Annotated in this window: 18 protein-coding genes; 13 read left to right on the forward strand and 5 right to left on the reverse strand. The window is 39.1% G+C overall.

Annotated features, from left to right (window positions below; genetic code table 11):
- Window positions 1-22: 22 nt before the first annotated feature.
- A complete protein-coding gene (locus tag PCI70_RS06365) occupies window positions 23-259 on the forward strand; it encodes an RNA recognition motif domain-containing protein (protein ID WP_269914499.1) in 237 nt (78 codons plus the stop codon).
- On the opposite strand, the gene PCI70_RS06370 is transcribed toward PCI70_RS06365, so the two are convergent.
- Complete coding sequence (locus tag PCI70_RS06370; RefSeq protein ID WP_269914500.1) at window positions 256-1,113, reverse strand: LysR family transcriptional regulator; 858 nt, start codon at window positions 1,111-1,113, stop codon at window positions 256-258. The two genes, PCI70_RS06365 and PCI70_RS06370, sit on opposite strands and share 4 nt — an antisense overlap.
- Before the next feature lie 98 nt (window positions 1,114-1,211).
- Here PCI70_RS06370 and PCI70_RS06375 point away from each other — a divergent pair, with 98 nt between their 5' ends.
- From PCI70_RS06375 to PCI70_RS06385, 3 genes are read left to right on the forward strand one after another with little or no spacing between them, the layout of a single operon-like run.
- Window positions 1,212-2,375: an MFS transporter gene (locus tag PCI70_RS06375; protein WP_269914501.1), complete on the forward strand. Its 1,164-nt coding sequence runs from the start codon at window positions 1,212-1,214 to the stop codon at window positions 2,373-2,375.
- 22 nt (window positions 2,376-2,397) lie between these two features.
- Window positions 2,398-2,898 (forward strand): DUF6586 family protein, encoded by a 501-nt coding sequence (locus tag PCI70_RS06380; RefSeq protein WP_269914502.1) that lies wholly within the window; start codon window positions 2,398-2,400, stop codon window positions 2,896-2,898.
- Window positions 2,899-2,950: 52 nt separating this feature from the next.
- Window positions 2,951-3,229 (forward strand): hypothetical protein, encoded by a 279-nt coding sequence (locus tag PCI70_RS06385; protein WP_269914503.1) that lies wholly within the window; start codon window positions 2,951-2,953, stop codon window positions 3,227-3,229.
- A 24-nt stretch (window positions 3,230-3,253) separates the two neighbouring features.
- On the opposite strand, the gene PCI70_RS06390 is transcribed toward PCI70_RS06385, so the two are convergent.
- From PCI70_RS06390 to rpmB, 3 genes are all read right to left on the reverse strand, one after another.
- Window positions 3,254-4,951, reverse strand: coding sequence for a cation:proton antiporter (locus PCI70_RS06390; RefSeq protein WP_269914504.1), 1,698 nt, complete (start codon window positions 4,949-4,951; stop codon window positions 3,254-3,256).
- An 83-nt stretch (window positions 4,952-5,034) separates the two neighbouring features.
- On the reverse strand, window positions 5,035-5,190 hold the full coding sequence (rpmG, locus tag PCI70_RS06395; RefSeq protein WP_001205031.1) for a 50S ribosomal protein L33: 156 nt from the start codon (window positions 5,188-5,190) through the stop codon (window positions 5,035-5,037).
- 12 nt (window positions 5,191-5,202) lie between these two features.
- Window positions 5,203-5,439 (reverse strand): 50S ribosomal protein L28, encoded by a 237-nt coding sequence (gene rpmB, locus PCI70_RS06400; RefSeq protein WP_000048256.1) that lies wholly within the window; start codon window positions 5,437-5,439, stop codon window positions 5,203-5,205.
- Window positions 5,440-5,721: 282 nt separating this feature from the next.
- Between rpmB and PCI70_RS06405 the strand changes: the two genes are divergently transcribed.
- Both PCI70_RS06405 and purU read left to right on the forward strand, forming a co-directional pair.
- Window positions 5,722-6,396 carry a TetR/AcrR family transcriptional regulator gene (locus PCI70_RS06405; protein WP_269914505.1) on the forward strand — a complete coding sequence of 225 codons (675 nt, stop codon included), beginning with the start codon at window positions 5,722-5,724 and terminating at the stop codon, window positions 6,394-6,396.
- A 76-nt stretch (window positions 6,397-6,472) separates the two neighbouring features.
- Window positions 6,473-7,339 carry a formyltetrahydrofolate deformylase gene (gene purU, locus PCI70_RS06410; protein WP_269914506.1) on the forward strand — a complete coding sequence of 289 codons (867 nt, stop codon included), beginning with the start codon at window positions 6,473-6,475 and terminating at the stop codon, window positions 7,337-7,339.
- Window positions 7,340-7,367: 28 nt separating this feature from the next.
- Here the strand turns inward: purU and yihA are convergent, their stop codons facing one another.
- Window positions 7,368-8,153, reverse strand: coding sequence for a ribosome biogenesis GTP-binding protein YihA/YsxC (gene yihA, locus PCI70_RS06415; RefSeq protein WP_269914507.1), 786 nt, complete (start codon window positions 8,151-8,153; stop codon window positions 7,368-7,370).
- A 310-nt stretch (window positions 8,154-8,463) separates the two neighbouring features.
- Here yihA and rpsJ point away from each other — a divergent pair, with 310 nt between their 5' ends.
- Genes rpsJ through rplV form a run of 7 tightly spaced genes read left to right on the forward strand, consistent with a single transcriptional unit; the run spans window position 8,464 to window position 11,875 of the window.
- Window positions 8,464-8,775: a 30S ribosomal protein S10 gene (gene rpsJ / locus PCI70_RS06420; protein ID WP_000070912.1), complete on the forward strand. Its 312-nt coding sequence runs from the start codon at window positions 8,464-8,466 to the stop codon at window positions 8,773-8,775.
- A gap of 56 nt (window positions 8,776-8,831) precedes the next feature.
- Window positions 8,832-9,470, forward strand: a complete 639-nt coding sequence (rplC, locus tag PCI70_RS06425; RefSeq protein ID WP_269914508.1) for a 50S ribosomal protein L3 — start codon at window positions 8,832-8,834, stop codon at window positions 9,468-9,470.
- An 11-nt stretch (window positions 9,471-9,481) separates the two neighbouring features.
- Window positions 9,482-10,084 carry a 50S ribosomal protein L4 gene (gene rplD / locus PCI70_RS06430; RefSeq protein WP_269914509.1) on the forward strand — a complete coding sequence of 201 codons (603 nt, stop codon included), beginning with the start codon at window positions 9,482-9,484 and terminating at the stop codon, window positions 10,082-10,084.
- Window positions 10,081-10,401: a 50S ribosomal protein L23 gene (rplW, locus tag PCI70_RS06435; protein WP_269914510.1), complete on the forward strand. Its 321-nt coding sequence runs from the start codon at window positions 10,081-10,083 to the stop codon at window positions 10,399-10,401. The genes rplD and rplW overlap by 4 nt, the downstream gene beginning before the upstream one ends.
- An 11-nt stretch (window positions 10,402-10,412) precedes the next feature.
- On the forward strand, window positions 10,413-11,237 hold the full coding sequence (rplB, locus tag PCI70_RS06440) for a 50S ribosomal protein L2 (protein WP_269914511.1): 825 nt from the start codon (window positions 10,413-10,415) through the stop codon (window positions 11,235-11,237).
- 20 nt (window positions 11,238-11,257) lie between these two features.
- Window positions 11,258-11,533, forward strand: coding sequence for a 30S ribosomal protein S19 (rpsS, locus tag PCI70_RS06445; protein WP_086189610.1), 276 nt, complete (start codon window positions 11,258-11,260; stop codon window positions 11,531-11,533).
- Window positions 11,534-11,545: 12 nt separating this feature from the next.
- Entirely contained in the window at window positions 11,546-11,875 is a 330-nt protein-coding gene (gene rplV, locus PCI70_RS06450; protein WP_269914512.1) for a 50S ribosomal protein L22, read from the forward strand.

The following is an 11,875-nucleotide window of genomic DNA, read 5'->3' on the forward strand; positions in this document are numbered from 1 at the left end:
AGATAAAACGTAAGGTGAATGAATGAAAATTTTAGTCCGTGGCTTAGAACGCTCAATTACAGAAGCTGAATTAGAAGCGTTATTTAAGCCTTATGGCGAAGTGCAAAGTTGTACGCTTGTGATGGATCAAGAAACCAAAAAATCAAAAGGTTTTGGTTTTGTTGAAATGCCAAACGGTCGTGATGCTGTGAAAGCAATCAAAGGTTTAAATACGCTTAGAGTAAAAGGTTTAGGAATTCGTGTAAAAGCTGCTGACTAAATCTGTAAATGTTGCTGTACTTCTCCAATAATGGTTTTGGCAAATAAATCTGCAATTACTGATGCTTTTTGTTGATATAAACAGAGCTGTATATTGGGGAGGACGGGCAACTGTTGACAGGGTGGCAAAATTTTTAAATAAGAAGGTAAAAATAAGGGTGTACGTGCGGTAATACCTAAATGAGAAGATAGCCCCGCCCATAAACCCACTAGGTTTGAGCTTGTAAAACTTAAATACCAAGTTGTCTTTGCTTCATTAAGCGCATGCGTTGCTAAATTATGAAATAAACAACTGTTATGGTAGGACACCAACTTCACAGGTGTGGTTACAAAATAAGAAGAGGCACTTACCCAACAAATGGGTAAATCTGCAATGACTTGAGTGGCAATGTAATCTTCTTGAGCCCAACCAATCACAAAATCTAACTGTTTTTGCTGTAAACGCGTCAACAAATCATCATTTCGCATGATGTGCGCTTCTACATGCACTTGTGGGTATAAATCAGCCAATTTTTTTAAAATAACAGGTAAAAAAGAGTGGCTAAAATCTTCAGTTAAGCCAATCTTTAGATGTTCTGTTGTCTGTTGTTGATCCAGCTTAGAAAAAAAGTGGTCATTTAAAGTAAGTAAGTGTTTTGCATCTTCAAACAATATGCCACCTACAGCAGTCAGTTTGAGTAAACGTCCTTCTTTATAAAATAAAGGTGCGCCCACTTGCTGTTCTAGTTTTTTAATTTGCGAACTAATTGCAGAAGTAGAGCGGTTAAGTTTTTCTGCTGCCTGTCGATAAGTCCCTAATTCTTGCCCAATCACAAATGTTCTTAAGGCATCCATATCTAAGTTTGTTTTGTTCAAAATATTGTCCTTAAATTTGGGATGATATGTTTAATATTATGTGATTTTCAGAACAGTTTAATTCATTTACGCTGAATTTTTAACTTAGAAATATGGATATGCAAAGTCATCAGCGTTGGTTTGTATTAGCGGCAGGTTTTTTTGCCAATGCAATATTTTCAGTTGCGGCAACGGGAATTCCTGCAATTGCCGTACTATTGCAACATCATTATTTGCTTACACCGCAACAATTAGGTCTTGCATTGGGCATGATTGCATTAGGTATCGCAGTAAGTGAAATACTGTGGGGAATTTTGACCGATTGGCTAGGAGATCGCCGTGTTTTACAAATAGGGTTAGTGGGACTCATTATTTTATTTGCGTGTATGGCAATATCTTCTCAACACCTTATTTATTTACTTTTTTTAGTTGGGTTTTTAGGTGGAAGTATTAATGGCGCAAGTGGGCGTGCCATTATGGTTTGGTTTACTCATCAAGAGCATGGTTTAGCGATGAGTATTCGCCAAACTGCATTGCCGATTGGTGGGGCATTGGGTGCAGTCATTTTACCTTTTATCGCATCACATTTTGGTTTTACTGCAGTATATGGCACTTTATGTGGTTTAAATATCTTAGCTTTAATCCTTGTCTTTGTTTGGCTTAAAGAACCTCAGCATATTGAAGAACAACATATAATCTCTGAAAATGGTTTAAAAACAATTGCCTTTTGGCGTACTGTTTTATTTTCAAGTGTGATGTGTTTCCCACAAATTGCGATGGTCGTATTTGCTGTGGTTTTTTTACACCAAGTTTGTGCACTTTCGTTGCTTCAAACTAGTATTGTGATGATGATTATTCAGTTAGGTGCAGGTGCAGCACGAGTTTCTGTAGGATATTGGACAGATCGAAAACAAAATCGTGCCGTATTACTATCTCAGATTCCTTTTGTTCTAGTTATTTTGTTTTTAATTTTAAGCATATTGACTTACTTTAAAATACAAATGGCAATTATAATCACATTTATTGTTACAGCCATCATTGCATCTTGTTGGAATGGTTTAGCCTATACACAGATGGCAGTGCTGGCTCAGAAGCAATATGTTGGGCGCGGTTTAGGCATTGCAAATACCTTTGTTTTTGGGAGCTTTTTTATTACAACAGCAATCGTGCCACATATAGCACGCTGGGAAAATGTTTGGTTAACAGCCCTAGGTTGTGCCATTATTTCGCTTATTTTATTGCCCTTACCCTATTTTAATTTTAAAAAAACTGTTAAATATTAAGAAAAAGAGTAAGGAATATTTTATGTCTCGGGTTGCACGCTATCATGCAGATCGTACAAATCAAAAACTTTATTTTGCAAGGTTAGCTATTTCGCAAGCTGAGAAAACACAGCATCAAGAAAAACAGGCGTATCAAGAAGCAGCAGTGAGTCATTTATATCAATCTATTTTTGCTTTTTTACAAGAATTAGTACGTTACTATCAACTTTCAGATTCACAACCCACGCTTATTTCTGTAAGTCAAAAAATGGCACAAAAAGGGCAGGTGTCTCCAGAAATTCTAGTTTTAGAATCATTATTTAAATCAGGTTTTTTAGCAGAACTAAGTACAGCATATCATCATTGTCTTTATGCACCTGTTCCTCACGTACCTGAATATGAGGGCGAGGCATCATCGCAACTGATTATCAAAGTCACACAAACACCACAGGCATGGTTACCCGATACTGCTATTTTAAGAGAGTGGCACCAAGAAATAATGGCACTGTTTGATGGATTTCGTAATGAAATGGTTGAGTTTTGACTTGAAATTTACCTAAAACAGCCCTAAATACAAAAAGGCGCACGGAGGTTATATGTCTATACAGCAACTTAAAGAACTTTTTGGTAGTCAAGAAGCCGTTTTAGAACTTGTACAACTTGAAAATGGTGAACTTGCATTACGCAACGCTGGCTCTGAAAATGCGCCATTAGTGACCATTCAATTTAATGATGAGGTTAAAAAACTTCTAGGTGAAAATACGCCTGTGGTGGCTCAAAATATGATTCAAGCTGCTTTAGCAGGTTTGCTAGAAAAAGAAATGAATGAGCTACAAGCCGAAATTTTTGACCAACAGCCCAAACATTTTAGTTAAAGAACGCACATCATGTGCGTTTTTTTAATGTTGGTGTGCAATATGAATTTGTTTTAAGATGTATGTACTCATATTATTTGCCATTTCTTCTTTGGCATAAAAGACATCACCAATTTCATCAGCACGAATCGCATCAGCTTCTTCTTTGTTTTCCGCACAAACTAAAACTTGAATTTGTGGATTAAGCTGTTTAGCAATATCAACAATACGATGAATATTGATTAAATCCATGGGTGAAATGACGAGTAGGCGAGCATGCATAATATGCGCCTGAATTAAAACGCTGGGTTCGGTTGCGACACCACTGACAGCAGCAATTCCTTTTTCCCGTAAACCTTCAACAATTTCACGGTTTTCTTCAGCAATGACCACTTTAATATTTTGTTGCATCAAGGTTTGAGTAATGCGTCTACCTACTTCACCATGCCCTACAATAACCACCTGATCACGCAAATAAGACTGGTCAACTTCATCAGGTAACATGGCAAGGGGATCGCCACTACGTTCTAATAAACGAGCGAGATGTGAGCGTGATTTAATCCATTTTTGTGTAGGTTCAATTGCAGAGAAAATAAAAGAATTGAGGGTAATAGAAAACAAAGCACCGGCTAAAATTAGATTTTGTGCTTCATTGCTAAGTAGCCCTAAAGACATACCTAATGCTGCCAAAATAAAAGAAAATTCTCCAATTTGGGCAAGGCTTGCACCTACTGTCAGCGCGGTATTAATGGGGTATCTAAAAAATAATACCAAGCCCATCGCTGCTAAAGTTTTACCCAACATAATAATGCCAACAACCCCTAAAATATGCCAAGGTTGTTCAATCAAAATTTTGGGGTCAAATAGCATTCCTACAGAAACAAAAAATAAAATAGAAAATACTTCACGTAAGGGTAAAGTTTCTTCTTCTGCGCGATGACTAAAATCAGATTCTTTAACCACCATTCCTGCAAAAAATGCGCCTAATGCCATAGAAACACCAAAAACGGCATACGCACCATAGGCAATAGAAACAGCTGCTGCAACCACAGTAAGTGTAAATAATTCACGAGAGCCTAATCGTGCAACAAACTGCATAATTAAAGGGACAACGCGTTTGCCTACAATCAGCATAAAGGCAATAAAGGCAGATACTTTAAGTAATGTAAGTAAAATAGTAATTAATAAAGATTGATCCGATGCAGGTGCTTTACCACCTAATAGCACTGCTGTTGCAGGTAATAGTACAAGGACTAAAACCATGACTAAATCTTCAACAAGAAGCCAACCAACCGCAATTTTACCATTTACAGAATTAAGTAACCCACGGTCGCCTAATGCTTTAAGGAGTACTACTGTACTCGCACAAGATAAACTAAGACCAAAGACTAAACCGCTACCAAAAGACCATCCCCACCAAAAGCACATTGCGACCCCAAGTAAGGTTGCCACAATAATTTGCAAAATAGCGCCAGGCAGTGCAATGCGTTTTACCTCTAATAGGTCTTTTAATGAAAAGTGCATGCCCACACCAAACATTAAAAACATAACTCCGAGTTCTGCAAGTTGGTTGGCAAGCGTAATATCACCTACAACACCCGGTGTATTTGGACTAATGACAACACCTGCAACTAAATAGCCAACAAGGGGTGGAAGACGCAAACGCGCAGCTATATAGCCAAAAAACAAGGCAAGTCCAAAACCTACGGCAAGTAATACCAATAGGTCAATATCATGTGGCACAGCAAATTCCTTATAAGGTAAGAACTTATCAATAGCACAAAAAAAACGACCCCAAAAGGAGTCGCTTCTTTAAAGAACTAAAATTATTTGATTTTAGCTTCTTTGAAAATTACGTGTTGACGGATTTTTGGATCAAATTTTTTGATTTCCATTTTTTCCGGCATAGTACGTTTGTTCTTCGTAGTAGTATAGAAATAACCTGTACCTGCAGAAGAAACTAGGCGAATTTTATCACGCATGGCAAGGACTCCTTAGATCTTTTGGCCTTGAGCACGAAGATCAGCTACAACCTTTTCAATGCCCAATTTGTCGATGATACGCATACCTTTAGTGGTTAAACGAAGACGTACAAAACGCTTTTCGCTTTCTAACCAAAAACGGTGGTGGTGCAGGTTCGGCTCGAACCGGCGTTTAGTTTTGTTGTTTGCGTGTGAGACGTTGTTACCAACGACTGGACGCTTGCCGGTAACTTGGCAAACCTTAGACATGGTGGAACTCCATTGATTTAGCCAACAGCAAATCTGTGGCCAGTCATAAAACAAACAGATTGAATTTATTCAAGGGGCGTTTTATAGCAAAAATGCGATTAAAAGACAAGCGAATTTAGATAAAACACAACACTAGACTGTGTAACAGCTCATGCCTTGATCATTTAATTCTAACTAAATTTTAAAAAAATTTAAAACCAAATGGAATTGATGGATTTAAATATAGAGTAATTATTCTAATATATCTATAATAGCCTTTTATTTTGCTGGAAATGAAATTGAATGGGACTTGCTAAGACCTCAAAAACGAAACAACGGATCCTCAATATCAGTTTACAGCTATTTAATGAAAAAGGAGAGCGTTCGGTTACAACTAATCATATTGCAGCAGCACTGAGTATGAGTCCGGGCAATTTATACTATCACTACAGTAATAAGCAAGACATTATAAAAGCATTGATTGAGCAATATCAGCAGCAAACGTTAAGTCTGCTGCAACTTCCTCAAAATCGCAACGTTACACCAAATGATAAAATACATTATTTTAAAATATTGAGTGAGCAACTTTGGAACTATCGTTTTTTACATCGAGATGTGTACCATTTAGTTGAAAATCATCAAAGCTTCCAACAACAATCGAGTTTTTTTTCACAAAAGGTGATGCAACAGGTGCAATGCTTATATCAAGCTTTTGTAGATGCAGAACTTATGAAAATGAATCCTTCAGAAATTCAGGCATTAATTATTAATAGTTGGATTGTACTGACGAATTGGACAAATTTTTTATTTATGTCTGGACATATCACCGAACAAAGCCAATTGAATGAGAAATGGAAGCTTTTAGCACTTAGACAGCTTATTTTTTTAGAGTCGCCTTATTTACTTGGAGAAAGTAAAACGGCTTGCCAAGCACTACTTGAATCTATGGAGGAAGTAGATTTGTTTAGCCCTGTATAACCCAAATAGGACTGTGCAAAAAATAAAAAATGAGTAAAATGTTGAGCTAGATTTTTTTATAAACAATTAGAGCAAGATGAATATGACGACCGCCAATACAGCACGTTTATTAATTACGTGCGAAGACAAGCCTGGTATCGTACAAGCTGTATCAAGTTTTCTGTATCATCAAGGGGCAAATATTACAGCACTTGACCAATATGCAACAGAAGCGCAGGGCGGGCGTTATTTCATGCGTGTTGAGTTTGAGTTAGAACATTTACAAGCGCGTAAAGAAGCATTATTACAAACATTCGATACCAATGTCGCACATCGCTATAACATGCAATGGCATATTTCTTCAGTAAGCGATATCAAAAAAGTGGGTATCTTAGTTTCTAAAGTAGACCATGCTTTATTAGAATTATTATGGCGTCATGCACGTGGCTCATTACCATGTGAAATTACGCATGTCGTTTCAAATCACGACACATTGCGTGAGTCTGTTGAGAATTTTGGTATCCCATTTACCGTTGTGCCTGTAAATAAAGACAACAAGCCAGAAGCAGAAGCGCAAATTAATGAAATTATGCAAGGCAATGATGTACTTGTTCTAGCACGTTATATGCAAATTCTAAGTGAAGACTTTGTATCAAAATGGCCAATGCAAGTGATCAATATTCACCACTCATTTTTACCTGCATTTGTGGGTGCAAATCCATATAAGCAAGCGCACGAAAAAGGCGTTAAGCTGATTGGTGCAACAGCCCATTATGTAACAGCCGATTTAGATCAAGGGCCAATTATTGAACAAGATGTAGAACGTGTTAGCCATAAAAATAGTGTAGAAGAGCTACGTGAGTTAGGCGAAGATGTTGAGCGTAATGTTCTAGCGCGCGCGGTCAAATGGCACTTAGAAGATCGTGTTATTGTTGATGGTACAAAAACAGTCGTATTTCAATAAAAAAAAGGCATGTTAAACATGCCTTTTTTTAATCTTCTTCAACTATATCATCATCAGATGCTTCAGGAATTAAACTGATATCAATTGCTTGAGCATTTTCATCAAGTGTATAGTGTAAACGCCCTGCCATGACACTTGCTAATTCTTCTAAGCCTTGCTTATTTAAAGAAGAAAATAGCTGAATAGAAAACGCCATCTTTAGTTTCTTTAATGACTGCTTAACTTCAAGTAATACCTTATGGGCAGGACCACGGTTTAACTTATCTGATTTGGTTAATAAAATGTGAACAAAAAGCTTACGTGAGTGAGCCCATTCAAGCATCATCAAATCGAAATGCTGTAATGGATGACGAATATCCATCAACAACACAAGCCCTTGCAAACTTTGGCGATGTATTAAATAATTTTCTAACTCTTTTTGCCAAACGCGCTTCATCTCCTCGGGTACAGCCGCATAACCATAACCTGGCAAATCCACTAAACGCTGATGTGGATTACCTAAGCTAAAGAAGTTAAGCATTTGCGTACGACCCGGTTTTTTAGAGGCACGGGCAAGCTGTTTTTGATTGGTTAAGGCATTAATTGCACTTGATTTACCTGCATTAGAACGCCCTGCAAAAGCGATTTCATAACCTGTATCTTCAACACAAATAGACAGCTTTGGTGCACTCATTAAAAATTCAGCTTGTCTGAGCCAGTTTAAACTTTGATGGGCATATTGAGTTAAAGCTGGGTTTTCCTTTTTTTCATAACTAATTTTTTGTTTCGGAGCTAGCTTTGCTTTCGTATCTTTAGATTTTGCATAGCGATGCATAAAAATCACGCCAAATATAAAATTTAAAGATAAGTATAAAGCAAGCATCTAGCGCTGTGAAATGTACAAGCAAATTTAACAAAATAAAATTAAGTCAAAAATAACTTTGCGTAACGATTAAACAATGGTTATAATAAGTGACCCCTAATTAAGGGGAAATTGCTCACGATAAATTCGAGTAATTTTATCGTTACAGTCGTGGCATCGATCACGACCTTAGTGATTTTCACTGCCCTTGACACTTACCAATTTAATAGGTGAGATGCGTCATGGGTGATTCTTTACATATTTTGGCTTGGAGTTTACTGGTATGTCTAACCAGAGAATCCGTATCCGTCTTAAGTCTTTTGATCATCGTTTAATTGATCAATCTGCTCAAGAGATCGTAGAAACAGCAAAGCGTACTGGCGCACAAGTGTGTGGTCCAATCCCGATGCCTACTCGCATCGAACGCTTCAACGTTCTGACTTCACCGCACGTAAACAAAGACGCGCGTGACCAGTACGAAATCCGCACCTACAAACGTTTGATCGATATCGTTCAACCAACAGACAAAACTGTTGATGCATTGATGAAATTAGATCTAGCAGCTGGTGTTGATGTTCAGATCGCATTGGGATAAGGCTTGTCGGTTGATTAACTTAGTTAATCAAGCCGCATTTTAAGAGGTTTACACACATGGCTATTGGTTTAGTCGGTCGTAAGTGCGGTATGACCCGTATCTTTACAGAAGCCGGCGTTTCTGTGCCAGTTACAGTGATCGAAGTTGATCCAAACCGTATCACTCAAATTAAAACACTTGAAACAGATGGCTACCAAGCTATTCAAGTGACAACTGGCGAACGTCGCGAATCACGCGTTACAAACGCACAAAAAGGTCATTTTGCTAAAGCTGGCGTTGCTGCTGGTCGTTTAGTAAAAGAATTCCGTGTAACGGAAGCTGATCTTGAAGGTCGTGAAATTGGCGGAACTATCGGTGTTGATTTGTTTGCAGAAGGTCAAATTGTTGACGTAACTGGACAATCAAAAGGTAAAGGTTTCCAAGGTGGTGTTAAGCGTTGGAATTTCCGTACGCAAGACGCAACACACGGTAACTCTGTATCTCACCGTGCTTTAGGTTCTACAGGTCAAAACCAAACACCTGGTCGCGTATTCAAAGGCAAAAAAATGCCTGGTCACTTAGGTGATGATCGCGTAACAGTTCAAGGTCTTGAAATTGTATCTATCGACGCAGAACGTTCAGTTCTTGTTGTTAAAGGTGCTATTCCTGGTTCAACTGGTGGCGACGTTATCGTTCGTCCTACTATTAAGGCCTGAGGGGAAATAACGTGAATTTAAATACTGTTTCCGGCTCTGCTGTTGAATTATCTGAAGTTGCTTTCGGACGTGAATTTAACGAAGCTCTTGTACACCAAGTGGTTACTGCTTACTTAGCAGGCGGCCGTCAAGGTTCAAAAGCTCAAAAATCACGTGGTGAAGTATCTGGCGGTGGTAAAAAGCCATTCCGTCAAAAAGGTACTGGCCGTGCTCGTGCTGGTTCTATTCGTAGCCCAATCTGGGTTGGCGGTGGTAAAACATTTGCTGCTCGTCCACAAGACTGGTCTCAAAAAGTTAACCGTAAGATGTACCGCGGTGCGATGCAATGTATCTTAGCTGAACTTGTTCGCCAAGATCGTTTAGTATTAGTTGAAGACGTTCAAGTGTCTGCACCTAAAACTAAAGAATTGCTTGCAAAACTTAACGAATTAAACGCACCACGTGCATTGATCGTAACAGAAGCTGTAGAAGAGAACTTATATCTTGCAGCACGCAATATTCCACACGTTGATGTGGTAGATGCAACTGCTATCGATCCTGTAAGCTTGATCGCGTTTGATAAAGTTGTCATGTCTGTAGCTGCTGCTAAGAAAATTGAGGTAGAACTCGGATGAACAACGAACGTATCTATCAAGTCCTACGTGGACCAGTATTCTCAGAAAAAGCACAAGTTTTAGGCGAAACTGCTGGCGTTCAAGTATTTAAAGTAGACATCAGTGCTACTAAGCTTGAAGTTAAAAAAGCAGTTGAGCAACTTTTTGGTGTTCAAGTTGTTAAAGTAAACACAACGATCACTAAGGGTAAAACAAAACGCTTTGGTAAGACATTAGGACGTCGTTCTGATGTTAAAAAAGCATACGTCACCCTGAAAGCTGGCCAAGATGTTGAAATGGCTGACTTGGGCGATACCGCTGAAAACGCAGCGGAATAAGGACGAGAATTATGCCTATTCAAAAATGTAAGCCAACGTCTCCAGGACGTCGCTTTGTAGAAAAAGTGGTTCATAACCACCTTCACAAAGGTCGCCCGTTTGCAGCGTTGGTTGAAGCAAAAAAACGTACAGGTGGTCGTAACAACAACGGTCACATTACCACTCGCCACGTTGGTGGTGGTCATAAGCAGCATTACCGTATTGTTGACTTTAAACGCAACAAAGATGGTATTCCTGCAACTGTAGAACGTATTGAGTACGATCCTAACCGTACAGCACACATTGCTTTGTTAAAGTATGCTGACGGCGAACGTCGTTACATCATCGCGCCTAAAGGCTTACGTGCTGGTGATAAAGTACAATCTGGTAACGATGCACCAATTCGTCCAGGTAACTGCTTACCACTTCGCAACATGCCAATCGGTTCTACACTACACAATCTTGAGCTTAAAATTGGTAAAGGCGCGCAATTAGCACGTTCTGCTGGTACTTCAGTTCAATTATTGGGTCGTGATGGTTCTTATGCAATTATTCGTCTTCGTTCAGGCGAAATGCGTAAAGTTCATGTTGAATGCCGTGCAGTAATTGGTGAAGTTTCTAACCAAGAAAACAACCTTCGCTCATTAGGTAAAGCGGGTGCTTCTCGCTGGCGTGGTGTTCGTCCTACCGTACGTGGTATGGCAATGAACCCAGTTGATCACCCACATGGTGGTGGTGAAGGGCGTAATAAAGGTATTCAACCTGTAAGCCCATGGGGTCAAAAAGCTAAAGGGTACAAAACACGTACCAACAAGCGTACGACTAAGATGATTATTCGCGACCGTCGCGTTAAGTAACAAGTAAAGGAATCTGACTAATGCCTCGTTCATTGAAAAAAGGCCCATTCGTCGATGCGCACTTGTTCGCTAAGATTGAAGCGGCTGTTGCTAGTAACTCTCGCAAGCCGATTAAAACTTGGTCTCGTCGTTCGATGATCCTCCCAGACTTTGTTGGTTTAACAATTTCTGTTCATAATGGCCGTAACCATGTACCAGTAATCGTATCTGAGCATATGGTTGGTCATAAACTCGGTGAATTCGCGCCAACTCGTACCTATCGTGGTCACGGTGTTGATAAGAAGTCTAAACGTTAATAGGTGCTAATCATGGAAGTAACTGCTAAATTACGCGGTGCCGCCATTTCGGCACAAAAAACACGTTTGGTCGCTGATCAAATCCGTGGTAAATCGATTGCACGTGCACTCGACATTCTAAACTTCAGCAATAAAAAAGCAGCTGTGCTTGTTAAAAAAGCATTAGAATCTGCAATTGCAAATGCTGAACACAACAACAGTTTAGATGTTGATGACCTAAAAGTAACAACGATTTTCGTTGATGAAGGTGTGAGCCTTAAGCGCATCATGCCTCGTGCAAAAGGTCGTGCGGATCGTATCACTAAGCGTACTTGTCACATTACCGTTAAGGTAGGAGTTTGA

The sequence above is a fragment of the Acinetobacter sp. HY1485 genome (assembly GCF_027568475.1).
Taxonomy (GTDB): Bacteria; Pseudomonadota; Gammaproteobacteria; order Pseudomonadales; family Moraxellaceae; genus Acinetobacter.